Here is a 24,634-nt window from a genome sequence, read left to right as displayed (position 1 = left end):
TACTTTTTCATTTATATTCCTTCTACCGTCACCAAATTTGCTGTACAAACACAAAAAAGCCCAAGTATTGAAGTGCTTTCCTTCATACTTGATCACTCGGGCTTGTCTATTTATTAAATTGTCATTGCAGTCTTTTTCATTTAATTAGAGCCAAGTCAGACAGCTTATCCACACACATATGCTCAGTCAAATGGAAGCAGAGAACCGTCCCTATGTTTACCTCTGTTTGATAAATTCCTGTGCATTTTCTTGTTTTGGACTGGCGTCTCGAATTGCGGCAATTACTTCATCGTTTCCGAACTCAAATGCACTAAAAATAGCACTATCCGCCATATCCACTCCATATAACTGTTCACTTTCTCCATCTAATTGGTTATACCAAAATGTATCGTTATCCTCTTTTTCCGTAAGCTCGTCACCCATGTTAATAGGTGCAAATAGTTCATAATCGAACAGGATATCAAAGTGTTCAGCATCGACGAGATACAAATCTGGGGTATTTTCACGCAGAGTCATTAGCAATGCTGGTCTCTTGGCAAAGTCTATTTGAATATCATCACCGACAGATGATTGTTCATAGTTGATTTTTACATTCTTCCATTCTGGAAATTCCTTTTTTATTCTATCTTCTAACAACGGAATGTTTTCCAAATGGATATCGAAATTACCCATAATCAAAACCTCAAAGTCCGGGGTAGGAAGATTAGCCTTTGCTGCTTCTTCAGCTCTATGATCAATAAAATTGTACACGAAATACCCAACTATACTAATAAAAAGAAGGAGTCCAATTAAATGATATTTATAAAAGTTTAAAAACCCAATTCTTTCGTTCGTTTCCTCTTCTTCAGGCCGTGTAAAATCGGAATCAGGATTTTTAATCAGATAATATGCTTCTGTAATCTTATCCATATCAATAGAATTATTATCCGCCTGAGCGCCTTCTTGCCTTTGATCTTGCTGTGCCTTTTCTTTTCTAATCCAAAGCATGTATTGCTTCTCTAATTGATCGATTGATGCGTCTTCTGGAATACCCATTATTTTATAGGCTGTCTTTAGATCCATTTTTACACTTCCTTTTATCGTTTTCTTACAGAAGACTCCCTCTTCAATCGCGAGAAGGGCTTTTAACCCATCGATAAGGGGGAGATGAATGGCGGTTGGCGATAGCAAAAACACTCACTGTCATGGTATAATTAGAACAAACGTCCCTATAAAACGAGGTGAGTTCAGTGCTAGTGAAAAAGGCGTTTAAATTTCGTGTTTTCCCTAATAAAAGACAAGTGGAGTTGATCAATAAGACGATTGGATGCTCCAGATTCGTGTTCAATTTTTTCCTCGGTAAGCAGAAGCAAAAAGATGCTTACTGGTATATTGTCGAAGAAATGGCGCAAAACGGTCAATTACCCTCAAACAATTGGAAAGGGGAATTTTTCAATAAATACGACTCGGTAAAAGCTGTTCGACATTTGAAAGAACATTATCCTTTCTTAAAAGAAGTAGATAGTATTTCCCTTCAAAAGTCCGTTGAAAATTTAGCCGATGCTTACCAGCGCTATTATAAGAAGCAAAACGACGCGCCAAGGTTCAAGTCTAAAAAGAATAAGGTCCAATCCTATATGACCAAGCAAACAAATGGGAATATTGCAGTCCTTGATAAACACATCAAGTTGCCTAAGCTTGGTCTTGTTCGGTTTGCCAAAAGTCGTGAAGTAGATGGGCGGATTATCAATGTAACCATTCGACGTCATCCAAGTGGAAAGTATTTTGTATCTATCTTAGCGGAAACAGAAGTAGTTGAACTACGGAAAACAAACGCTAACACAGGAGTTGATCTAGGGCTGAAAGACTTCGCTATCCTTGCGGATGGAACAAGATACAGAAACAACCGTTACTTTCATTCGTTCGAGCAAAAGTTAGCAGAAGCCCAACAGATACTTTCAAGACGAGTAATCGGTTCTAGTAACTGGAACAAGCAACGAATCAAAGTTGCTCGAATTCACGAAAAGATCGAAAACAAGCGTACAGATTTTTTGCATAAGACCTCTACGGATATTATCAAAAACCACGATATTACCGGAATCGAGAGTCTGCAAGTATCGAAGCTGATGAAAAATAAGAAGACCGCTAAATCGATCGCTGATGTGTCTTGGTATCAATTCAAGAGCCTGTTAAAGTACAAGGCTGAATGGTACGCGAAGACAGTAGTGGAAGTGAGTAAAACCTTCCCTAGCTCTCAGTTGTGTTCGAGCTGCGGCTATAAAAATAAAGACGTTAAAGATCAAGTTTTACGTGAATGGACTTGTGTTTGTGGAGTACATCACGACCGCGATATTAACGCAGGATTAAATCTAAAAAACGAAGCTATAAGACTTCTAACCGTCGGTGCGACGGGGATAGCCTAATCCATAACTGGCGGTTACGCTAGTGTTCTTAGGAATCCCCCACTTCAAACAGCTCGCAGGAGCAGTTAAGTGGTGGGTAGTTCAACTCAACATGCCGAATAACAATTTTATCAATGATAGATGTATATCATTGTATTTATTGATAAATCCAACCCAATTGCTTTCATGAGGCTTGGATATAAAATAATTAATAAAACATCTAAATTTTTAAAAACCTTATCAACTCAAAAACTACTATTATAGATATTCATTCATGCCATCATATCACCTTGATAGAGCGCTATCAATATTATGGGACTGGAAAATGCCCCGAAAAATTCCTTTCCCTTTCCAGACACCCCTTCTCCTTATATATTATTTCAAGAAGATTCACTATTCGTTTCAAAGTTCCGTACGTTCATTTCATTTTCCAATCCATCAAAAAGATGCAGAGAACCGTCCCTATGACACCTTCTTCTTCCTTTGGCTCCAGAGGGTGACTTCGAGTAACATGATACAGACTGTTAACCAGGCTAGTCCGAAAGAAAACCCAGCTAGTACATCACTAAAGTAATGGACGCCAAGATATACTCTCGTAAGTCCAATCATTACAATTAAAAAAAAGAAACAACTGTTTATCACCCATTTTAGTGCAGTATTCATGTTCGAAACAAAAATGACATAAACTATAAACCCGTAAAATGCTAGTGAACCTGTTGAATGGCCACTTGGAAAACTAAAGCCTATTCCGTCATATTGCTCTAATAACTCCGGTCTTTCCCGCGCAAAAGCCACTTTCATTCCTTGCGTTAACAAACCTATGCCAACGATATTAACCAAGAAAAAAACGGCTACCCATCTACTGAAACCTGAAAAAAATAGCAAGTATACAGCTAAAACCGCAGAACCAATCGATATCCACGTCACAGAACCTGCTTCCGTAACAGCGGCCATCACCGATGCTAAAAAGCTTTGGTCAAAACTGTTCAAAACACTGACTGCAAATTCATCGATAAAGAAAGACTCTTCCTCAAGTATTCCCTCCGCTAATTCCGCAAAAAAATAAGCAGAAGAACCAATGATAATAATGACACCTAAAATCAAAATAATAGACATTTTTGTAAGCTCTGAAAGTCTTGTACCTTTAAAAATCAACGTAATCCTCCTCTAAAAACACGATAGCTACTTTATAAAGTCCCCTTTTCCACCGTTTTTTAATCACAAAACAAGGGGACGGTTCTCTGCTTCCTAGGAAGCAGAGAACCGTCCCCTTGTTTTTCTTAGCCTGTTTAAATTAGCAGAATATCGGGGATTTAATAATTATTAAGACTATTTCAAAAAAATAGTATATAGTAATTAAAGCTGTCAGTCGCTTATTGTTGTCGTCGTAATCACACAGAAAATTAAACACAGATCCACCCATCCCCTTGTTTTCCATTCATAGGGAAAGATGATTTAGGAGGTAGTCATGATTGATAAGTTGAAGAAGGTTTCAGTTGATTACGCTCAGTTAACGGATTCTATTTTTCCTAACTACAATGAACCTATCGTATTAGAGGTTGTAAAAGATAGTGTAAAATTTGAATTTCTTATTAGGTTAAATAAAGAAAGTGATAGAACAATTGTGTTTGGTTCTGGTGCTTATGATGCCACCTCTGAACTTAAACCACCTATTTTTCATCGACACAAGTGGATAGAGCATTTTAATGAAAATCTTATATATTATAACGATCCAACATTATATTTAGGTCAAATGAATATGGGCTGGGGAATTGGAAATGAACAAAGTCATTACATAGAGGATATTGCTTCTATCCTGCAAACGATACTTTCAATGGCTAAATTAAAACCTTCTAAAACGTTGTTATACGGTAGTTCCGCTGGGGGTTTTATGTCACTGATGTTAGGTACACTTTTAAAGGATACAACTGCGTTGGTTAATAATCCTCAAACTATTGTTTGGAATTATTACAAAGGGCATGTCAATACAGCATTTAACTTTTCTTTTCCTTCATTAACTAGAGATGAAGTGGTTCATTCTTACAAATCACGATTAAGTGTTATCGAGTTTTTCAATAAACATCAATATATCCCTAAAATAAAATATTTGCAAAATACTTCCAGTCAGAGGGATTTAAATAACCACTTGAATGAATTTATTTTAGGACTGGAAAAATTAGAAGATTCTTGGTTTGCAGGTGATGTAGATATTCTATTATATTCAGACAAATCCCTTAATCATAGTCCACTGCGACTTTCAGAGTCTCTCGTTCGGATTCGTAAAGCAGTTAGTGAACTTTAAAGGTGACAAGGGGACGGTTCTCTGCTTCCTTTTAGGAAGCAGAGAACCGTCCCCTTGCGCCTATCCAAACAACTTTTGAAAGGTTTCTTTACCGGCAATACCATCGATTTTGAGTTTTGTGTCTCGCTGGAATGTCTTTACTGCTTCTCTTGTTTTTATCCCGAACTCTCCATCAATTTCACCTAATTGATACCCTAAGCAATACAGAATTGCCTGGAGGATCCATGTTATATTTCCACTCGCGCCTTCTCGAATATTCACGCACGATGCTTTTGTTTTCGGCCCAAACACCCCATCTACAGTCAGACCTCGATTATATTGTTTGTTCAACTCTGTTTGTAATCCTTTTACGAAAGCCTCTCGTGTTTCAGGACCGAACAAATTGTCTATTGTAATACTTAGATTATAACGCCTGTTTAGAGTGGACTGGATCGTTGCGAAAGCACCTGTTGGCTGTAATGCGATTTCCCGATGTTCCAAGACATCCTGTTTATCCTCTTTACTCGTCGCCGAATTCCTACTATCCTTTTTCGTCTGCAACCCTAGATATTCCGCTACCCCTTCCACGACAGCTTGACAATAAGCTTCTTTGAAATCCGTTTGCCGCAACAAACTATTGTCTGTTTCATGATCAATAAATCCCTCTTCAAGAAGAACAGCAGGCATGTTTGAACCCTTGACCACACTAAAATCCGCTTGCTTTTTACCCCGATCGGGCATGTTATATCGCTTCAAAGCGCCAATCACATGTTGATGAACAGTGGCCTGAAGTTTACGAGTAGACGGACTAACTCCGCCATTCCAAATAAAACTTTCAAACCCACGTGCCGAGCCATTCAACGCATTTTTGTGATCACTTATAAAGACGTCAGCCCCCGCCTCATTCGCCACTTGAACTCGTTCACCAAGCTCTAAAAATACATCCGTGTTTCGCGTCAGTAAAACCGTCGAACCTCGATATTTCCGTTCAAATAATTGTTTCATCCTGAGTACTCGCTCTAAACAAAGATCCTTTTCCCTAAGTCCATAACCGGTTGCTCCCGAATCCTTACCGCCATGGCCCGCATCTAAACAAATGATTCTATTCACACTCATCCTCGCCTTTCTTTATTTTTTACCGTTTAAACTTTGATACCTCCACTCCTTTCTATCATTACATGTAGAAATTCAAGACATGAAACGGCATTAGCCACGTAGGCTCGCCATATATTATGCAGACGGTGAATAAACACCCTTGCTATCAATATGTACACACCACTCGGAAAAAAGGAGGAGGCAAAGGGCAAAACAAAGGGACGGTTCGCTGCTTCCTTGAAGCAGCGAACCGTCCCTTTGTTTCCATCCTAGTTTTTTAGCCTTTATTCTCCATTCACTGGTCAAACCAACAGGCAGTACTATTTAAAAAACATACCTTATTAATGTAACAAGAAATATTTTAGGAGGAGGAATAATAAATGGGTGTAGTAGGTTTATGTTCAGTTACTGTGCAAATTACAGCAATTGATGGAGTTGATCTACTTGAACCAGTCACAGTTTTTGCAAACGTCGAGTTTCCTGCAGCAAATGGGTTTGTTGATATAGAAGTGCTTGGGGTCCCTGTTGAAGTGGATTGCCCGGCAATGGATTTTGAAACTACCATTGATGTAGCAGCTATTGGATTGGTTACTCTATTGATTCAGGCTGAAGAAGTCTAAATTTAAATAGAGTAGAGGTATTTTTTCATTTTGGGGAAATGAAGTGGGTTGCTTGTAGTCATAACAAACTATAGCTACAGTAACCCCTCTACATAGTATCTTAAGCATTACCTATAAGATCACTATAAAAAACGTTATTAAATTGATAAATTTCCTATTTTCTAGTTATTTCAAGGAATTTAAGATTATCAAAGAATTGGAGGTGTTAATTGCCTGTGGCTAAAAAAACTTTGATTGGTGTCTTAGTGAGAAACCCTGGAAGGGTACGAGATTTTGAGAGAACTAAGTCTTTAAATGTCGATTTATTAGTATTTAATTCTAAAGGAATAAACTGGTCTAAAAAACGAATTCGAGGTTTTTTCTTCAATGGTACCAAATGGGAAAAGAAAAGTTGTCCTTTCCCTGGAGCTGTCTATAATCGGTCTTATTCATCGGAGCGCCAGTTGGTAAGTAAAATTGAAGGAGTTATTGGAAAAGGAAAAGTATTTAATTGCATTACTAGATTTGACAAGTGGACGATGCATCAAATATTGCAAAAAAGTTCTATAGGAAGCCATTTACCGGATACGTATCTATTTCAAAGTAGCCAATTATTAAAACTATTATCAACCTATCGGAAACTTATTCTTAAACCTTGTAAAGGAAGTTTAGGTAAGCGTGTTTACTTGATTGAACAGACTGATGATAATAAATTCAGATTATACATTAATATACACAAGAATATTACTAATGAGGAAATTCCTCAAGAAAATCTAGAATCCTCAGACAGGAATACACTATTAGATGAAGCTAATAAAACGAATATAAAAAAGCAGCCTGAATTAATGAATGACGAAAGGTTTTTAGTGCCGGCAAAAATAAATACTTTGAATCCCGAGGATTTCATAAAAAGTATCAATGAATTAATTAAAAACGAGAGGTTTTTAGTACAAAATTTTATTCCTCTCGATCAAACCAATCAAAAAATTTATGATATACGGATGTATGTACAAAAAAATGAGCAAGGTAATTGGAAAGTTACTGGAGGACTTAGTAGACTTGGTACCTCTACATCTTACGTTACTAATATGTGTACAGAAATAAAAAGCTTAAATAATACCATTAAGTGTAATAACAACCTTTCTGTAGATAAAATAAAAAACATGAAAACCTTAGGTATACAAATTGCACAAATACTAGAAAGACAAATTGGCCATTTAGGCGAGCTGAGTGTAGATTTTGGTTTAGATCAACAAGGTAAGGCATGGCTTATTGAAGTAAATGGTAAACCTCAAAGAAAAATTGTGAAACGAATAAATTATTCTAAATTGACAAGGGATATATATAATACCCCTTTTAAATATGCACGCTCTTTAGCAACCAATAGGATAGAGATAAGTAAAATAAATAATACTAGCAGACAACTTCTTGCTGGTTCACCTTTATCTAATAACAATTTGCAAGATAATAAAGGCCTTCTTGAGAAAATAGAAGAGCACCGCAAAAATGCAGAGGAAAATGAACACAAACTGATAGGAACTTTACGTGAGTTACAGGACACAAAGAAATTACTAGCAGCCAGCGAAGCGCGAGAAGATAAACAAAAAAAGAATCTCGTCATCAATAATGAGGAATTTAACAAAGACCTTCTCGAGAAAATAGATCAGCACCGTAAAAGCACAGATGAAAAAATGAGAAGAATGGAGGAACGTGATAACAGGATAACGGAAAATTTACGAGAATTAAAGGAAACAAAAAAACTGTTAGTTACCAGCAAAGAGAGAGAAGATAAACAGACAAAGAAATGGTGGGCATTTTGGAAATAATATTTTCGTACAGCGTCAAATATCTCAAACACATACAATGATTTCTCCCCGTTACAAACAAAAAAAGAAGAGGGCATCCTCTTCTTTTTCATCGCCTTATTTAATGAAAACAACCTGATCCTTGTTCAAAATGAAGCAGAGAACCGTCCCCTTGTTTCCTTGCCTACACCATCCTACGAAGCCATTCAAAGCTTTTTTCTCCTGACACTTCATGCCCTCCGTCAAATTGGTCAAATCCAAAAAATGAGCCATTGTCATACTTTTGGTAATGCTGATTAACTTCTCGAATTGCCGTTTCTGCTGCGTTTCGCGGGAACACTTTATCATGAATTCCGCATTCAAAATACAACGGTCGCGGAGCAATGAGCATAAGCCATTCAGGTAAATCGGCATCCTCATACATATGTGGAATGTAATTATCAATGCAGTGAACGCGATCCAATATACTTCCCTGAAACGTACTAGGGAATCCCGACAATACACCACCTTGAATTTCCTTCGCTAAAATCATGGAGTAAGCAGCGATAAGGGCGCCACCTGAAAACCCGACAATTCCTATCCGGTTCGAGTCAACGACAGGATCTTCCTGTATCAACCGCAGTAAAGATCGAACTTCTGCTACTCTTTTTCCTGCTAAAGTTTTCCCTTTAAGGAGTAAAGCGGTTCCGAGTCTTGAGCAAGAAGAGAGATTTCCTTCTGATATATCACGTTTTAAACGCCTTTTTCCGAAACCGATTATTTCTGGGATAAATACTTTAAATCCCTTTTGAACGAGAGAAACACCAAATTGGTGGTGAATTTCTCCGTCTTCTTCATCAACACCTAGAACCGCTTCCTGTCCATACTTGCCATGACCGTGAAGCGCAATGACTGCCGGATAGCGCTCTTTATCCTTTTTCGGAGTAAGAATATACATCGGAAAGGCGCCGTGGTCTTCGGAGATCACCTCCACATACTCTTTTAGATAATCTCCTTCATCCGAACGGCTCATCACACGATTTATCGTTATGTCTCCGGTAAATGCAAATTCACCTAAAGACTCATCTAGTTTTTTAATGAGTTCACAGTTTTCTTGCGTATGATTACTTTTAGGCGGTTCTATTAATTGCTGATAATAATCAGTAGGAGCCCATGTATTTTCAGCCATTATATTCCTCTCCTTTTTAAGCTAATTTATTGAACTATTCATATACTGACTATATACTAAAAATAGGACAGCGATAACAACGTTGTTACCACTGGTATATCAGGAGGGTTGCTATCATGAGTGTAACGATAAAAGATATTGCAAAAACAGCTGGTGTCAGTTATTCGACTGTTTCAAAAGCTTTAAGAGACAGTCCCTTAGTAAAAGCCCCAACCAAGAAAAAAATTACGGCGATTGCGAATGAACTTGGATATCAACCGAATGCGGCTGCTCAAAGTCTTGTGTCAAAAAAGTCACAAACAATCGGTGTCGTATGGTCGAGTTTAGAACGTGAAGCACAAGCTGCTCTTCTTACACATATAAATAAAGCCCTTGAAAATCGACAGTATACAACACTCGTTTCGATCAATGAAATGAAGCAAGCTGTCAATACATTTCAACGCTTCCAAGTCGATGCTATTTTAGTATTTAATGAAAATAAAGATATTCCATCTATCCAAGCTTCTCCCATTCCAATTTTAAGTTACGGAATTGCTGAAGGTGCATGCTTTCCAACTGTGGATGCTAATAGACAGGAAGCCATACGAATCGCTGTTGACCACTTCGCTAATGAAGGACATCAAAATATCCTTTACGTCGGAATGTGCTCCGAAAACGATGCTTTGCAGGATGATAAATTCAGTGGTTATTGTACAGGAATTAAAAAGCAATTCGGACCGTTAAAACAAGCTCTTTATGCAGATACATCAGGCTTAAACAGACATGATGGTTATTTAGCTATGAAAAAATTTTTAAGTACACAAGAGCTGCCCGATTCGATTATTATCGGCAGCTATGATTTAGCACGTGGATCCATTCAGGCTTTATCGGAAGATTCCCGACCTCGTGTGAAGGATATTCCGATAATCAGTTACGACAATCTTCCTCAAGTAGATAAATTAGAGATTCCACTCATGAAAGTTGGCGTTCCTCTCGAAAAAATTGTTGAAACGATCGTTGATTCATTAATAAAAATGATTGAAAATGACGTACCTGTCACAACATCGATTCTCCAGCCTGAGTTAACACTGATAACTCGGCAATTCTAAGAAAAGCGGCATAGCCGTCTTTTGTTAAATACAGCGTGATCTTTAAAGCCACCCCCGAGTAGCACCTACGTATTGCGTGTAGGTGCTACTCGAAAGGAAGCGAACTTCCCTTGACACGCGCGGCGTAAAGATAGCTGTCAACTTATAAATTCTTAACTTCCTAAAAAAATGTGTCAAAAGACCAAAAAATCTTTTGACACATCCTTAAAAACAACGAACAGGGCCACCGCAGTTTTTAAAGGCGATTACAAGTGTATTTCTCATAATCAGCACTCGAACAACGAAGGCATTGCATGTATTTTTTAATGTACCCTTATCTTTTTTCCTTTTCAATAAAGCCTTCCAATAATGCAAATGACGAGTCCGGATCATCAACATAAATTGGGACGATCGCATAAAGCTTTTCGTCATTCAATAACTCAGAAAAAACATCGCTGTGGTGGAGGGGATAGGCATAAACGTTTGATTGATCATCTTCAGGCAATGAATCTAGAACCACATCTGGTACCTGTAAAAGATCCTCTGGAAAATAATCATCAAAGGCATATAATCCTTCTGAGTCGACAGTCATATCTAAGACTTCATCATTTACTAGTAAAATATCGCCATTGTGACTGGCAATTTCAATTAACAGTCGTTCATGAAGTGGCAGAAAAAACTGGGATTCCACCGGTTTCATTTCGCTTTTTGAATTCCACAAGTCACCTACTAGATCATCAATCTCAGACTGTGCAACCTCATCAAAAAGTGATTCAGAGAATACTAGTACCTCTAAGTTTTCACCTTCTTCTCCTGCACATCCAATCAAAAGAAGTATCATGATCCCACTGAAAATTTGGATAAAATGGATTTTCCTCATCGTTCCACCTACATTTCTGAAGTTATACCTGATTTTTATGATAACGATGCATCTGAATACTTGATAAAATAAATGCTCCTACACCGTGTAAATCATTGTCTACTGTTTCACGCTCCATATAGTAATCGTACACACCGATGGACGTGCCAATACAAACCCCTGAAAGGATTAATCGATCGCCTTCAAAACGAACTTTATGTTTGAGAATCCCTTCATAGCCCTTTTTCGCATATTCATAGTATGATTGATCAACATATCCTTGGTTAACCGCACGAATAATCGTCAGTAAGAACAGACTCGTACATGACGTTTCCAGCCAATTATCCTTGTTTTCCCCTTTATCGACAACTTGATGCCATAATCCAGTTTCTTTATCCTGATATCGAACCAAATCTTTAATCAGATCCGCTAAGACAACGATTAATTCCTGACGTCCAGGATGGTCTTCCGGCAGTAATTCTATTAACATCGTTAAAGCCATTCCATACCACCCTAGTGCACGTCCCCAAATTTCCGGAGCATGCCCTTTTTCTGGCACTGCCCAATCCGTTGATATGCTTTCATCCCAGCCATGGTGATAGAGACCGGTAGCCTCACTTTTCGTAAATCTACGCATTAATTTTTCTTGATGTAAAACAAACTCGATCAGTTCAGGTTCATCATACTTCAAACCATATTGCATCGTAAAAGGACCTGCCATATAGAGACCATCCAGCCACATTTGGTAAGGGTATTTATCTTTATGCCACAAACCATTTGATTTTGTCCGATTAACTGTTTCCAGTAGGTTTCTTAATTTGTCCAATGCAACCTTATAGCGTTTATCATCTTCTCTTTCAATAAGTGGATAAAGCAATAACCCTGGCTGAATAGCATCCAGTTCATCACGCCGAAAATAAAAATTCCCCTCTTCATCGACGAGATCATCGACATACTTTTTCACGTATTGGTAATACGCCTCTTTCCCCGTATCTCTCCAGACATCCAATACCCCACAAAGAAATACACCTTGATGATAATGCCAACGATTTGCCGGTGGCAGCTGCAGTGGCTCATCATACTGCTTCATTAAAGACTCACTCGCAATCTCTGCCCATTCCATAGCCGTTTTACCTTGGTATAGTGTTTGATTACCCATTCATATTTCCCCCTCTAAGAAAAACGCAAAGCGTCTTTTATTAAATACAGCGTGATCTTTAAAGCCACCATCATTTAAGCATCAAGGCGAACTTCCCTTGATGCGTGTGGCGTAAAGATAGCTGTCAACTTATAAATTATTAACTTCTAAGAAAAACTGCATTGCAGTCTTTAAAAAATTTTGTGTCTTTGTTATCACTGAAAATTGGAAGAATTACCGCTCGCTTTCCGTGGATGATCCGCGGATTCAAGCACCTCCCTACAAAACACTCACCTCAGTTTATCCAAAAGGAATGTACCCTTGTAAATCCATCGCTTTTCCTTGCCTGTTCATGAAAAGAACCGATACCGATTTGAGCACCTACCCAGTGCCCTTTCACTGCTTGAAACGAAGAACCAATCGGCTCAAATTGTGCATCTTTTCTTTCCTTAAAAAACAACTGACATTCCCCACCGTCTTTTAATTCCAGCCTAAAATAAAGGTCCTCATGATTTGTCATTGCACAAACCCGCTCCCGTTTCTCTCGTGGAAAACTCTGATCAGAATCCCCATTCATAAGATAGAGAATCGTTTCCTTTGCTTCCTTCGTCACAACTAATCCGCTATATTGATACCCAAACATTCCGAAAACAAAAGAGTCACCGGGCTGCTCCCCATGAAAATCAATGACCGTTTCAAACGTACAAGAAGGTGCCGGAATTTTTTGCGTTAAAATTTGCGGAGTATCGTAAAGATCATGAACGCCCAAAGGCTGGGCTCGACAAAAGAGAATTAAACTGTCATCCTTCAACGTATACCACTCTTGTTTTTGATTGCCGCGCCATTGCCACTGTTTTTCGAGATTTCCACCGCTAAAATCATCTGAAGTTGCTGGTACAGTGATATCCACAGCAGAGGAAACGTTCGGTTTTTGCCATTCAGTTACCGGTACGCCTCTTCCTGTCGAAGGATCCAATTGACCAATCACTGGCCAATCATCCTGCCATTGCATCGGTTGCAGATGGGTAACTCGACCATAAGGACCTTTATCCTGAAAATGGATAAACCAGTCTTCCCCGTCTTCCGTAGTCACCCATCCACCTTGATGAGGTCCATTTGTAATGCTATCCCCTTGCTCCATGACAATTTTATCTTCGTACGGTCCCCATACAGATCGGGAACGAAGCACGGTTTGCCAGCCGAACTCCACACCTCCGGCTGGGGCAAATATATAGTAGAAACCATTTCGTTTGTGCATTTTCGGTCCTTCGATTGTCGGATGACGTTCCTCATCAAAAAAGATGATTTCTCCCTCGGAAAGAAGGCTTTCTCCATCTGGAGCCATCTCACATACTTGTAGTCTATGTTTAAAACCGATTCGGCTTCTCGCAAAGGCATGAACAAGATAGGCTTTTCCATCCTCATCCCAAAAAGGACAAGGATCTATCCAGCCATTAGCCTTTTTCACTAAATGAAGCGGAATCCAAGTACCATTCGGATCCTTCGTCTTACTCATGAAGATCCCTTCATCCGGACAGCCAATAAACATCCAAAACCAACCGTCGTGATAACGCAAGCTCGGTGCCCATAGACCATCGCCGTGACGAACACGGTCATAACTCGAATCCGGGAAATCAACCGTGACATGGTTGATAATCGACCAGTTTACCAAGTCTTTCGAATGAAGCACTGGAATCCCAGGTGACATGTTAAAACTTGAAGCGATCAGATAAAAATCATCCTCCACTCGGACCACATCTGGATCCGAATAATCCGCATACAGAATCGGATTCTGATATCGCCCATTTCCTAAATCACTTTTCCAGATAAACCTGTCTTCCATCTTATGTCCCTCCTTATTCAATTGACTGATATTCAAACCATTCAAAATCAGCGGTTTGATTAGACGAATCCCCATTGCTGCTGCAATATATACCGATCACTGCACCGGTAAATCCGCCGGCATGATCGATACTGAGAATTCGACCATCAACTTTTTCGGCAACGGTAATCCATTGTTCAGTACCAAAACCAACAGAGAATCGATACTCCTGACCGTGAGCCTCCACTTTCAAGTAAAAGATCTGCTCGGAAAAATGCTGCGCCGCAATCATCGTTTCCACACCACGGTCCCGTTGAAATAAACATACTTTTTCTTCCCCATCTTGCCACCTTTTCACAAATCGGTAGTGATGGTCCGTGTCTTGGAAAAGGACGATCCCTGCCTCTTCCGTATGTTTTGGTTTGAAGTCAATTTTTGTCGCAACAGCAAAACTTTGATGCTGCTGTCTTCTCCCAATAAAACTAGGATGAACCGCTTCCGATATTCTCTCATTTCTCGCATATAACCTGAGATAACCGGGCCTCTCAGTTAAGGAATAACTAGTCTCATTCGGTGTTCGGATCATCATCCACTCATCCCGCAACTGTGGTCCTGAAAAATGATCACACGCTGGAATTGAATCCCATCGCTTTACGGCTAATTGCGGACGCTTCATGACAAACTCGATTTTCCCTTGTCCTGGACAGACAACCGGCCAATCATTCTCCCAAACTACCGGTGCTAGAAACGTTTCACGCCCTAAATTCCGGTAATAACCTCCATAAGGTCTTGAGCCGAGACAGAACATCCACCATTCTCCTGTTTGCGTCTCGACCAGCTCACCATGGCCAACATTTGTAATCGGATGGGAAGATCCCAGGTGTCTATGCGTCAGAATTGGATTGTGTTTGCAAACCTCATATGGTCCCTCGATAGTCTGACTTCGAGCGATCGTGACAGAATGAGTAAATCCCGTTCCACCTTCTGCAATCATTAAATAATAATACCCATTTCGTTTAAATTGGCGAGGCCCTTCCTGAGCATGGATTTGTTTAAGCGCCCCGTCCCAAAGTGACACACGCTCTCCGACGAGCTGTTGTTTCTCGAGGTCTAGTTCCTGCATCCATATTTCTACGTGCTTTGGATATTCAGGACCGGCTGGAGGTGGACGGTTACCGGTATAATACACTTTCCCATCGTCATCAAAAAATAGAGACGGGTCAATACCTGGTGCATCCTCTAACCAAATCGGTTCAGACCATGAACCAGCTGGATCTTCCGCTGTGACATAAAAGTTTCGTCGTTTCCCTTCCTTACTTTCAACAAATGTCGTCACAACGTAGAACAAGCCTTCGTGATAACGGATCGTTGCAGCATAAATCCCTTTTGAACAAGGCACACCTTGCAAGTTTAACTGTGATGGGCGATCCAACACATGACCAATCTGCTGCCAATGTACTAAATCCTTGCTTGTAAAAATAGGTACTCCGGGATAATACTCAAACGTAGATGCCACTAAATAATAGTCATCTCCAACTCTGCACACCGACGGATCCGGGTAAAAGCCTGGAATAACAGGATTATTAAAGGTCATGAGGAAGCCCCCTTTTCAAAGAAAATTAGATTTCTACCTTTGTCTTATCATCGGTTTGTAGATACCGGAAAGGATCTCGTTGGTACTCTCTGCTGTTTATAGAAAAATCCTTACAGTTCGCAGCAGAAATGACCGGTATGTTCGAATGAAGATGTTTCATTTTAAACTGAAGCACTTCAATATCCTGACTGTCTGAAATCGTCAGAGCGGAACCTTGACGCGTTTCTACTCTCACTTGGTTCAAACTTAGACCATCTACATACCGGATAAACATCCCATCCCCAGCTTTTAAAACAGTCTCTTTCACCATATCTGGTTCTCCACCTTCTTCATTCGGATCGGTTGTCATTTCAACATCGATATTCGATAAGTGAAGGTTTCTGATCGGCATTTCCGGAAGTCCATATATAAACGCTGCCGCTGCTCGTGCATTTCTAACCATAATATGACTAATTGAAATATCCTTTATGATCGGCGTTTTTTCAGACACCTCAATCGCATGTGGGGCATTCATATCGGGATTATTCTCGTCGACGCCGTAACGGTAGAAGGAATTAATCGCGATCGGGCAAAACACATCTTCCATATAAATATTCGAGATTAATAACTGTTTAATATAGGATCCACGTGCTCTGTTCGTCTTTAGACGAATGCCACGATCCGTCCCGATAAAGACACAATTCGTCACCGTGACATTTTTGATGCCACCAGAACTCTCACTGCCGAATACGATGCCACCGTGGCCGCTTGCCATCGTGCAGTTCGTGACGACCACATTTTCTGTTGGACGATTTACGCGCCGTCCGTCCTCGTTAATTCCGGATTTTAGACAGAGACAATCATCGCCTACATCAAAATGACAGTCGGTGATTCGAACATTGGAACAAGAGTCGATATCGAGCCCATCCCCATTCGGAGTGTCCGCAGGATTTTTAATCGTCACGCCGCGCACACTGACATGGTCACAATATACAAGGTGTGTATTCCAAAATGGTGACCGCTCTAATGTCACCCCTTCAATCGTTACACGCTTACAATTCAGCAGCTGCAATAATGGTGGTCTTAAAAACTGTGTCTCCCATTCCAGCACATTCGTTTTTAACGCACCAACATACTCGTCATTTTTTTCACGAATTTCTTTCGTTCTTCCGTTTTCAAACCATTGGTCTTGTTTAATTCCATTGGCAATGTCCCACCAGGCTTGTCCTTGCCCGTCAATGGTCCCTTCCCCGCAGATGGTTACATCCTCTAAGTTCTCGCCGAATAAAAGAGGATGAAACCCGTAGCATTCATACCCTGACCAGCGCGTCCGTGTTGCAGGATATGCCTCAAAGTCATCCGTGAAACGAATTCTCGCTCCTGGTTCGAGGTATAACTTTAACTGACTAACTAATTCAATTGGTCCCGTTACATAATCGCCACTCGGGACAATGATCGTTCCACCATTTGCTTCTTCAATAGCAGCAATCGCTTTTGCAAAAGCATCCGTATTCAACGTTTTACCGTCAGGAACGCCCCCAAAGTCTATAACAGATAGTTGCATCATTTAACCTCCAAATCTTCTTCTATACGTCACTTTTCCCTTGATAGTGGTAGGAATAAAGCTTTGCACTTCCTTTGCCTGTCACCTCAATGCCAGGTCTCAAGCTTAAAAAGCCACCTAATGTATTGTGGTTTAATCCGGATGTGTCGAGAACTTTATCATAGTTCTGCCATTCCGCTTCTTCTGAATCGCGGTACTGAAAACGGACGATATGATCATGATTTATGATTTTTAAGCGTATCTTATTTTTCACAGTAACCGGCTTTTTCCCGACTTGCTTGTAAGGCCTTAAAACTCGGATACCGTCTTGACTGAAGCCAATTCCGACATAATGGTCCTGGTCATAGAAAACGAGTAACTGTAATTCAGCATCACCGGTTACACTAGCTTCTATTTCAAAGGTGTAATAACGATGTCTTGCCATATAGAGCATCGGGGAATAATCACCACTATCCGCCGTACCGAGAATTTTCAACGGTCCAGACTGTTCATACCAATAACGAAATAGAGGAACGGTCCTTTTCCACTGCCAGTAAAGGGAGAGAGATCCTTCCCTGAAACGATCTGCACTCTCTTCTACACTTTCCGCAGGGGCATCCAGCGCTTTCCACTCATTATTCGCCACATCAACCCGATACCAGCCATCTTCGGTCCATGTAATCGGAGAAATTAATGTCTGCCTTCCAATCGTATGGAGATTTTCTTCATACGCATGGTAAACGATGTACCACTGCTCATCAGGTCCTTCAAATATCGTTCCATGGCCTTTCGACCACCATTTTTCATCCTTTGATTTCGTCCTGATAATCGGGTTTTCCGGCGAATGTTCCCAAGGTCCTGTCGGAGTCTTTGACCTGGAACTAACAATCATATGGCTCGTTGGTGGACCAGATGTTCCTCCGAGGGCAATCGTATAGTAATAGTAATCAGCTTTCTTTACTAACTTCGGTCCTTCAGGGCTACAACCTTCTACAATCCAGTCGCTCGGGTATATCCAGTGCTCATAAACCTTTTTTAGTTCGCCCTCTACTTTTAAACCGTCATCTGATAGTTCGACAACATGACCACCTGCCAGATGTAAATACCGTGTTCCGTGATCATCCGTAATATGTCCCGGATCAATCACGTTGACTTCTAAAGGAATCGGTCGACTCCAATCTCCTCTTGGGTCTTTTGTTTTTGTGACCCAATTCATTCGGTTTGCCGGAAAATAGATGACAAACTCCCCCTGCTCATAAACAAGTTCCGGGGCCCAGACAATGCCGTTAAATTCCTTTAATGCTGCCCCAACCGCTTCCCAGTGAATCAGGTCTGTCGAGTGCCAAATGATTAAGCCTGGCATATATTCATAAGAGCTGTGGGTCATATAATAATCGTTGCCGACTTTTACAATCGATGGATCCGCGTAATTGCCACGTACAATTGGAAGTGCCTCGTCATTGACTGTTTTTTGATAATAATCAGTCATTTTTATTCAACAGATCTTCGCGAAGAGGAGTGAAGATATCCAATAAGCGACTTTTCTCCAGAGCAAGAGCATCATGCACCGTGCCGCCTGGAATGACAAGGGACTCTCCAGCTGAAATCACCCGTTTTTCACCATTCAATGTAAATTCGAGCTTACCTTCTAAACAATACGTCAACTGTTCATGCGGATGTGAGTGCTCCGCTCCTACACCACCTTGAGCAAATCTTACCTCCATCGCCATCAATGCCTCTCCAGGCTCGTGTATTTTCCGCATTACCTTTTCATTCACTTGTTCCCACGTATCTAGTTCGCTCATTGTTCATTCCTCCTTGAAATAAGTGTTGGTGTTTCTTCAATTAGCCGTGGTACAAATAATTGCATGCCTAAGACGGCTGCCAGTACCCACGGAATGGTGTCTGTGTTAAGTTCTTGTGCAAATACCATAAACACAATAATTCCGAAACCACGTCCCGCGTTTGTAATCGTTTCTCTAAGTACGACACTTTCCACCCGGAAATGATCTTTCAGTGGGATCACTCCTAGCCATTGAAAATAATGAGCAGCATAGGCATTTGCCTGTATCGGTTTAAAAATCGCGCTTACCGCCATAAACACGATAAAGGTCCAAATCGTGATATCAATAAACAACACGAGTACAGACACGATAAATCCAATTGCTGCCACTGTTAAATAACTACGTGTTTTACTAACATCAGCAATCCGAGATATGACGTAACTCGCTAAGATTGAGATGAATAAGAACAGCACATTTAAATAACCAACCGTGCTTTCTTCGAGTAAAATCGTGTACAGCAAAATCGGAGGGACATACATTAAAATCCCTTGTGGAAATCCGATGATAAACCAACCGATTAACGCCCGTTTAAAACCAGGTGCTCTTTTCATTATTAGTGGTAAATACTTCATATAATATTCGCGGTGATGCGTCGTCATTCTTTTCATCCTAAAGCTGCCAAACGTGGCGATCGTGAACATGACGAAGGCCATTGCGAACACAATCAAATAACCACTTAGCCCTTCAAATTGACTGATGATCGCACCTGATGCTGCAGGTCCAATTAAATTAGCGGATCCCATGGTGATTTGATTCCACCCGAGATACCGGTGACGGTTCAAATCATTGGAAACTTCAAACATGAGTGTAAAATACCCTAACCAATATAACGATTGCGCGATTCCCCGCAAAATCGCAAATAGATAGAAAAATTCAACGATATGCTCTTGTGTCAGTAGTATCGCAAAATAAAACAGTGCCGTTAGCAAGATCCCGTATCGGTATATCGTCAAGCGATCCTTTTGTTTCGCAACCTTCCCGATTGAGAGTGTCATCATTGCTTGGGTAAGAATTGCGATTAAGTTAAAAAGACCATTGATCCATAAATCATTTGTCAACCGCCACAAATATAAATTAAGAAAAATGAGCGACAGAGAATTCCCGAAATGAAAGATTGTGTGATTCATTAACGTTGTGACTGCCAGGGATGATAATCGTTTTTCTTTCTGCAAAGAAAACCAAGACATTAGATGGTCCCTTCTCCGAAAAATTGAGCCGCCCCTTTAACCGGAACGGTTGGGTCTTCTCCAAGCAGTTCACGGCACCGCATTCTAATAAGCGTCGCTTGCGTACTGGCATTCATGTCTCCTTCTACCAATCCTCTGCCAAGATTCACTGCTGGGGGCATATTTGGATAATCATGTCCGGGTTTGACTTGAGCCACATTTGGAGCCGGAGGGGAAGCATGTCTTTCTCTTGAAAAACCGCCATCATCCCGTTTAAATTGACGGATGTTGTTAACCGTAATCTCAACAATTTCAAGACGCTCTTCTTTTGAAATAGGCAAACGAATGTAATGAAGTAAATCTAGTGGATTACGGCTGTAACACATATCAAATGCTTCCTCATGACGAAGCGTCTCGAGAACAGTTTGATAGATCAGCTCTTTGTTTGGCATCTCGATTTGGTGACGCGAATAAAACGTATGAAGCTTAAAAGTTCCAGACAATTGTTCATATAAACTTCCTTCGCCCCAAAAACCGGTCTTTTGATTTTGGATCGAAGCGAGATAGGCTTCCGCTTCCCTTAGAAATTTCTGCCGGCTGTTCTTTTCCATAAGAGAAATGTACACGCAAGAAGTCGCTATTAAATCACAACCTCTCCAGCTATTGGATAAATCAATACTTTTCCATTTTTCTAAGTAAGATTCCGGGCTTTTCGTGTACGCAGGAGCTGCCTTCGCTTCAACGGGAAGAGGATACAATGGCTGACTACCAAGTCTTCTTAAAGCACCCGTCGCGTAGCTTAATGCCCGGTGAACCATCACTTCATCTTGTTTCATCAATGGATTTTCATCATAAAAATAACCGCTCTCTGGATCTTGTTTTGCCTGGTAGAAACGGGTAATACTTTTAATCATTTCTTGAGGGAGTTTTGAAAAAAATTCGTTTCTTACCATAATATTAATTGCCTGAGAGGTTGACTCTATATCGGGAGGAAACCCGCCTGTGTGTCTTGAGCTTTTTGCGTAATAGAATCCTCCACTTTCTTTGTCGTATTGGTTCCAGAGCCAAGAATAAAACCCTTCAAACTGATTTTCCAATTCGTCTAAAAGTGCTTTTTCACTCACGGTATCCACCTCCTTTTTACTGGTTGTTTCGCTTCAAAATATTAAGGTTTTCAAATCCGTGAGACTCCTGTGGAAGAATGATCCAAGCGAGACTCCCGAGCGTTCGTTTGCTCGAGGCGGCTCGCAGATCGCCCACGGAAAGAGAGCGGTAATTCTTCTAAATAACCTTCATATAGATATTATCCTTTTACTGACCCTAATAGAGCCCCTTTGGCAAAGTACTTCTGTAAGAATGGATAGACGATCAAAATTGGAATCGTAGCAACCACAATCGTGGCCATTTTGACTGTTTGTTCCGGTGGTGGTATATTGGTATATTCCCCGCCGTCATAGTTCAATCCACTTGCCAGTACGACAATCTGTCTTAGGAGAACTTGCACCGGCCATTTAGCTGAATCGCTTATATAAAGAATCGCGTGCATATACGTATTCCAATACGTTACTGCATAAAAAAGTGATATCGTTGCTAACGCAGGTTTTGATATCGGTAATACAATTCTGAATAAAATTCCAAAATCGTTACAGCCATCAATTTTTGCTGATTCCTCTAAACTTGTCGGTACATTTTGAAAGAAACTTCTCAAAATGATCATGTTAAATGCATTAATGGAAACTGGAATAATTAATGCGGCTAACGAGTTCATCAAGCCTGTTTGCTGCACAATGAGGAATGTTGGAATCATCCCACCGTTAAACAGCATTGTGAAAATGATCAAAAACTGAATTTTACCTCGTCCAAGTAAATCACGTCTTGATAAACCATAGGCCATAAGTGTCGTCATAAACATACTCCACAAGGTCCCTGCAACGGTGACAAAAATCGAGACTCCCATTGCCTTCATAATCGTATCTGTAGAAAAGATATATCGATACGCATCTAAACTCCAGACTGTTGGAATTAATACAAATCGTCTTGCCGCAAGTTCTGCACTCGTTGTAAAAGACGCAGCAACAACATGTAAGAACGGCAATATTGTTAATAGTGCAATAATGCCTAACAATGTAATATTAAAAACATTAAAGAGTCTGCCACTGACTGACCGATCTTCTAGCATAGTAATTTCCTCCTTCTTCTGTCGTTTTAATAAACGCCCTCTTCACCGAATTTCTTAGCGAGCCTGTTGGCTAACATAACTAAGATTAAGCCTACAATACCTTTAAAGAAACCAACCGCTGTCGCATAACTGAACTGCCCTTGCTTTAACCCAGCCGTATACACGTAAGTATCAAATATTTCTCCAACCTCTCTGTTAGAACCATTTAATAACAAGTAAACGTGTTCAAAACCTAGCTCAAGAACATCTCCTATTTTCAAGATTAACAATACGACAATGACACTACGGATCGATGGAAGTGTGATATGCCACATTTGGCGGAGTCTTCCTGCACCGTCCATCCGTGCCGCTTCATATAATTCTATATTTACAGCTGAGATAGCTGCCAAAAATATAATCGTCCCCCAACCTGCTTCTCGCCAAATAACTTGTATAATGTACATTGGATGGAACCACTCAGAACTCATTAAGAAATTGATTGGACCGAAGCCCATCATTTCTAATAAACCGTTTACAATCCCCCCGTCAAGTGTTAGTACGACGTAACTAATCGATACAATGACAACCCATGACATAAAGTGAGGAATATAAATTAACGTCTGAACACTTCTCTTGTACCAATTCGATCTTATTTCATTTAACATCAGCGATAAGATAATTGGTATCGGGAAAAACACGACTAACTGTAAACCGAATAAGGTTAACGTATTTCGGAATATGATCCAAAAATCGGTTCCTTGGAATAACCTTATAAAGTGTTCTAATCCTACCCAATCGGATGCTAAAATCCCCAAATATGGTTTGTAATCCTTAAATGCGATAATAAGTCCATACATCGGAATGTACTTATAGATGAAAAAGTAAATTAATCCTGGTACGAGCATTAAATAGAGCAACTTGTTCTTTTTGATGCTTTTTATCATTTCTTGTTTTTTAACTTGCCGTTTTTCCTGTTTTGACAGGAAGACTGGTTCCGTGTTTTGATTGTAGTTTAAATTTGGCCCACTCATTTTTTCATCACCCTTTCTCCCTTAGAAGTTAACTAAAATTTTTTTACCTAACGAACAACTGAATTGACGACTTGAAAATGGAATAACTAACTTGTCTTATACTCCATACATTAAAATAGAATAGAGGTAACATCTATAATCATTATGATATATTGATTATCAAAACCGTTGATACAACAGGTTATTTTAAAGCGAACTAAGATAATGATTACTTGATTTGTAAACGGTTACAATAATCTTCAATCAAATGACTGTCTTTTTCAAACCAATTATTACACCATGGGACACGTTCTTCAGAAGCTCCTTCTCCATGGGAATGTATTTCTGTATATCTTGCCGTTTGTTCATTCGCCTCATTTCGCCAATTATCCCAGCCGGCTGTTAAAATGTGACGTCCCAACTTACAATCGTAGAACACCGTATGTGCATATGGGCGCCATGGCCTTCCTAGGTATACTTTATCAGCTTCATTGTCAGCGGTAAGTTCACAACGCAAGAATACAAATCCTGACAGAGCATCTTTTGGTGTGCTAGCCGCAGTAATGTATCCATTTCTTCTTGAATGAATGACACAATCTTCAAATACCACGGATCCTCCCCCAAAGATGAAATCAACATCCCCTTCTATTCGACAATGTAAAAAACGCTGCGTTCCCTTGCTTGAATAAAAAGTATCCTGATAACCTATAAGGCTCACGTTTTCAAATGCGATTCTTTCTCCGTGTGCCGCTACTGCCAATGCTTGACCATACTTTTCCCCAACGCCAACATCATTCTCTATCGTCAAATTAGAAAAAGATATGTCATCACTGAATATTTCTACCGTAGCAGTCTTGAAAGTTCCTAGTGGATTCCCTAGGGTGTCTTTATCTTTCGCCCCTAATCCATTCACAATTATCGTCTCGTTTTCTCCAGATCCCATGAAGTTTATCTCAGTTAAATGTGGCGGTATCATGATTCGTTCCCGATAGATTCCTGGCGCCACTTTAATCGTGACTGCCTCCAATCCATGAGGTCGCAAGTAATTTACAGCGTCTTGAATACATGTAAAACAATTTTCCTCCCCTTGCTTTTCTTGATTAACGATAAGAATCATAATCATAT

Annotated in this window: 21 protein-coding genes; 5 read left to right on the top strand and 16 right to left on the bottom strand. The window is 40.1% G+C overall.

Going from position 1 to position 24,634, the window contains the following annotated elements; translation table 11 throughout:
• Nucleotides 1-216: 216 nt before the first annotated feature.
• Entirely contained in the window at nucleotides 217-1,062 is an 846-nt protein-coding gene (locus CEF18_RS26160; protein WP_183040984.1) for a hypothetical protein, read from the bottom strand.
• 167 nt (nucleotides 1,063-1,229) lie between these two features.
• On the opposite strand from CEF18_RS26160, the gene tnpB reads away from it, so the two are divergent.
• Complete coding sequence (gene tnpB, locus CEF18_RS21445; RefSeq protein ID WP_110938527.1) at nucleotides 1,230-2,402, top strand: IS200/IS605 family element RNA-guided endonuclease TnpB; 1,173 nt, start codon at nucleotides 1,230-1,232, stop codon at nucleotides 2,400-2,402.
• Nucleotides 2,403-2,843: 441 nt separating this feature from the next.
• Here the strand turns inward: tnpB and CEF18_RS21440 are convergent, their stop codons facing one another.
• Nucleotides 2,844-3,536, bottom strand: a complete 693-nt coding sequence (locus CEF18_RS21440; protein ID WP_110938526.1) for a phosphatase PAP2 family protein — start codon at nucleotides 3,534-3,536, stop codon at nucleotides 2,844-2,846.
• Between the two features lie 313 nt (nucleotides 3,537-3,849).
• Here CEF18_RS21440 and CEF18_RS21435 point away from each other — a divergent pair, with 313 nt between their 5' ends.
• Nucleotides 3,850-4,683, top strand: coding sequence for an alpha/beta hydrolase (locus CEF18_RS21435; protein WP_110938525.1), 834 nt, complete (start codon nucleotides 3,850-3,852; stop codon nucleotides 4,681-4,683).
• A 60-nt stretch (nucleotides 4,684-4,743) separates the two neighbouring features.
• Here the strand turns inward: CEF18_RS21435 and CEF18_RS21430 are convergent, their stop codons facing one another.
• The gene (locus CEF18_RS21430) at nucleotides 4,744-5,778 is read right to left on the bottom strand and encodes an N-acetylmuramoyl-L-alanine amidase (protein WP_110938524.1); all 1,035 of its coding nucleotides are present in this window, start codon (nucleotides 5,776-5,778) and stop codon (nucleotides 4,744-4,746) included.
• A gap of 359 nt (nucleotides 5,779-6,137) precedes the next feature.
• On the opposite strand from CEF18_RS21430, the gene CEF18_RS21425 reads away from it, so the two are divergent.
• Nucleotides 6,138-6,377: a hypothetical protein gene (locus CEF18_RS21425; protein ID WP_110938523.1), complete on the top strand. Its 240-nt coding sequence runs from the start codon at nucleotides 6,138-6,140 to the stop codon at nucleotides 6,375-6,377.
• A gap of 215 nt (nucleotides 6,378-6,592) precedes the next feature.
• A complete protein-coding gene (locus CEF18_RS21420) occupies nucleotides 6,593-8,182 on the top strand; it encodes a YheC/YheD family protein (protein ID WP_223292449.1) in 1,590 nt (529 codons plus the stop codon).
• Nucleotides 8,183-8,345: 163 nt separating this feature from the next.
• Here CEF18_RS21420 and CEF18_RS21415 read toward each other — a convergent pair whose 3' ends face one another.
• Entirely contained in the window at nucleotides 8,346-9,329 is a 984-nt protein-coding gene (locus CEF18_RS21415; RefSeq protein ID WP_110938521.1) for an alpha/beta hydrolase family protein, read from the bottom strand.
• A gap of 116 nt (nucleotides 9,330-9,445) precedes the next feature.
• Here CEF18_RS21415 and CEF18_RS21410 point away from each other — a divergent pair, with 116 nt between their 5' ends.
• Complete coding sequence (locus CEF18_RS21410; protein WP_110938520.1) at nucleotides 9,446-10,417, top strand: LacI family DNA-binding transcriptional regulator; 972 nt, start codon at nucleotides 9,446-9,448, stop codon at nucleotides 10,415-10,417.
• Nucleotides 10,418-10,730: 313 nt separating this feature from the next.
• Here the strand turns inward: CEF18_RS21410 and CEF18_RS21405 are convergent, their stop codons facing one another.
• The 12 genes from CEF18_RS21405 to CEF18_RS21350 all read right to left on the bottom strand — a co-directional run bounded on the left by CEF18_RS21405 (nucleotide 10,731) and on the right by CEF18_RS21350 (nucleotide 24,626).
• A complete protein-coding gene (locus CEF18_RS21405; protein ID WP_110938519.1) occupies nucleotides 10,731-11,276 on the bottom strand; it encodes a hypothetical protein in 546 nt (181 codons plus the stop codon).
• 22 nt (nucleotides 11,277-11,298) lie between these two features.
• Complete coding sequence (locus CEF18_RS21400; protein ID WP_110938518.1) at nucleotides 11,299-12,414, bottom strand: glycoside hydrolase family 88/105 protein; 1,116 nt, start codon at nucleotides 12,412-12,414, stop codon at nucleotides 11,299-11,301.
• 274 nt (nucleotides 12,415-12,688) lie between these two features.
• Complete coding sequence (locus CEF18_RS21395) at nucleotides 12,689-14,236, bottom strand: glycoside hydrolase family 43 protein (RefSeq protein WP_183040983.1); 1,548 nt, start codon at nucleotides 14,234-14,236, stop codon at nucleotides 12,689-12,691.
• A gap of 13 nt (nucleotides 14,237-14,249) precedes the next feature.
• On the bottom strand, nucleotides 14,250-15,809 hold the full coding sequence (locus tag CEF18_RS21390) for a glycoside hydrolase family 43 protein (protein ID WP_110938516.1): 1,560 nt from the start codon (nucleotides 15,807-15,809) through the stop codon (nucleotides 14,250-14,252).
• 25 nt (nucleotides 15,810-15,834) lie between these two features.
• Nucleotides 15,835-17,352 carry a glycoside hydrolase family 28 protein gene (locus CEF18_RS21385; protein WP_223292424.1) on the bottom strand — a complete coding sequence of 506 codons (1,518 nt, stop codon included), beginning with the start codon at nucleotides 17,350-17,352 and terminating at the stop codon, nucleotides 15,835-15,837.
• Nucleotides 17,353-17,374: 22 nt separating this feature from the next.
• Nucleotides 17,375-18,820: a family 43 glycosylhydrolase gene (locus CEF18_RS21380; RefSeq protein WP_110938514.1), complete on the bottom strand. Its 1,446-nt coding sequence runs from the start codon at nucleotides 18,818-18,820 to the stop codon at nucleotides 17,375-17,377.
• Nucleotides 18,813-19,136, bottom strand: coding sequence for a cupin domain-containing protein (locus CEF18_RS21375; protein ID WP_110938513.1), 324 nt, complete (start codon nucleotides 19,134-19,136; stop codon nucleotides 18,813-18,815). Before CEF18_RS21375 ends, CEF18_RS21380 begins: the two co-directional genes overlap by 8 nt.
• Entirely contained in the window at nucleotides 19,133-20,362 is a 1,230-nt protein-coding gene (locus CEF18_RS21370) for an MFS transporter (protein ID WP_110938512.1), read from the bottom strand. Before CEF18_RS21370 ends, CEF18_RS21375 begins: the two co-directional genes overlap by 4 nt.
• Complete coding sequence (locus CEF18_RS21365) at nucleotides 20,362-21,465, bottom strand: prenyltransferase/squalene oxidase repeat-containing protein (RefSeq protein WP_223292423.1); 1,104 nt, start codon at nucleotides 21,463-21,465, stop codon at nucleotides 20,362-20,364. The genes CEF18_RS21370 and CEF18_RS21365 overlap by 1 nt, the downstream gene beginning before the upstream one ends.
• A gap of 179 nt (nucleotides 21,466-21,644) precedes the next feature.
• Nucleotides 21,645-22,520 (bottom strand): carbohydrate ABC transporter permease, encoded by an 876-nt coding sequence (locus CEF18_RS21360; protein WP_110938510.1) that lies wholly within the window; start codon nucleotides 22,518-22,520, stop codon nucleotides 21,645-21,647.
• Between the two features lie 26 nt (nucleotides 22,521-22,546).
• The gene (locus CEF18_RS21355; protein ID WP_223292448.1) at nucleotides 22,547-23,443 is read right to left on the bottom strand and encodes an ABC transporter permease; all 897 of its coding nucleotides are present in this window, start codon (nucleotides 23,441-23,443) and stop codon (nucleotides 22,547-22,549) included.
• A gap of 295 nt (nucleotides 23,444-23,738) precedes the next feature.
• Complete coding sequence (locus tag CEF18_RS21350; protein WP_183040982.1) at nucleotides 23,739-24,626, bottom strand: pectinesterase family protein; 888 nt, start codon at nucleotides 24,624-24,626, stop codon at nucleotides 23,739-23,741.
• Nucleotides 24,627-24,634 lie beyond the last annotated feature (8 nt).

This window comes from Salipaludibacillus neizhouensis (genome assembly GCF_002886185.1).
In the GTDB taxonomy this organism is placed as follows: Bacteria; Bacillota; Bacilli; order Bacillales; family Salisediminibacteriaceae; genus Salipaludibacillus; species Salipaludibacillus neizhouensis.
The sequence above is the reverse complement of the archived record's forward strand: the minus strand, read 5'-3'. Positions and strand labels throughout refer to the sequence as shown.

Bases quoted from the DNA above. Each gene is read 5' to 3' on its own strand.
- CEF18_RS26160 (WP_183040984.1), bottom strand. From the start codon at position 1,062: ATGGATCTAAAGACAGCCTATAAAATAATGGGTATTCCAGAAGACGCA.
- CEF18_RS21435 (WP_110938525.1), top strand. From the start codon at position 3,850: ATGATTGATAAGTTGAAGAAGGTTTCAGTTGATTACGCTCAGTTAACG.
- CEF18_RS21430 (WP_110938524.1), bottom strand. From the start codon at position 5,778: ATGAGTGTGAATAGAATCATTTGTTTAGATGCGGGCCATGGCGGTAAG.
- CEF18_RS21425 (WP_110938523.1), top strand. From the start codon at position 6,138: ATGGGTGTAGTAGGTTTATGTTCAGTTACTGTGCAAATTACAGCAATT.
- CEF18_RS21415 (WP_110938521.1), bottom strand. From the start codon at position 9,329: ATGGCTGAAAATACATGGGCTCCTACTGATTATTATCAGCAATTAATA.
- CEF18_RS21410 (WP_110938520.1), top strand. From the start codon at position 9,446: ATGAGTGTAACGATAAAAGATATTGCAAAAACAGCTGGTGTCAGTTAT.
- CEF18_RS21405 (WP_110938519.1), bottom strand. From the start codon at position 11,276: ATGAGGAAAATCCATTTTATCCAAATTTTCAGTGGGATCATGATACTT.
- CEF18_RS21400 (WP_110938518.1), bottom strand. From the start codon at position 12,414: ATGGGTAATCAAACACTATACCAAGGTAAAACGGCTATGGAATGGGCA.
- CEF18_RS21395 (WP_183040983.1), bottom strand. From the start codon at position 14,236: ATGGAAGACAGGTTTATCTGGAAAAGTGATTTAGGAAATGGGCGATAT.
- CEF18_RS21390 (WP_110938516.1), bottom strand. From the start codon at position 15,809: ATGACCTTTAATAATCCTGTTATTCCAGGCTTTTACCCGGATCCGTCG.
- CEF18_RS21385 (WP_223292424.1), bottom strand. From the start codon at position 17,352: ATGCAACTATCTGTTATAGACTTTGGGGGCGTTCCTGACGGTAAAACG.
- CEF18_RS21380 (WP_110938514.1), bottom strand. From the start codon at position 18,820: ATGACTGATTATTATCAAAAAACAGTCAATGACGAGGCACTTCCAATT.
- CEF18_RS21375 (WP_110938513.1), bottom strand. From the start codon at position 19,136: ATGAGCGAACTAGATACGTGGGAACAAGTGAATGAAAAGGTAATGCGG.
- CEF18_RS21370 (WP_110938512.1), bottom strand. From the start codon at position 20,362: ATGTCTTGGTTTTCTTTGCAGAAAGAAAAACGATTATCATCCCTGGCA.
- CEF18_RS21360 (WP_110938510.1), bottom strand. From the start codon at position 22,520: ATGCTAGAAGATCGGTCAGTCAGTGGCAGACTCTTTAATGTTTTTAAT.
- CEF18_RS21355 (WP_223292448.1), bottom strand. From the start codon at position 23,443: ATGATAAAAAGCATCAAAAAGAACAAGTTGCTCTATTTAATGCTCGTA.
- CEF18_RS21350 (WP_183040982.1), bottom strand. From the start codon at position 24,626: ATGATTCTTATCGTTAATCAAGAAAAGCAAGGGGAGGAAAATTGTTTT.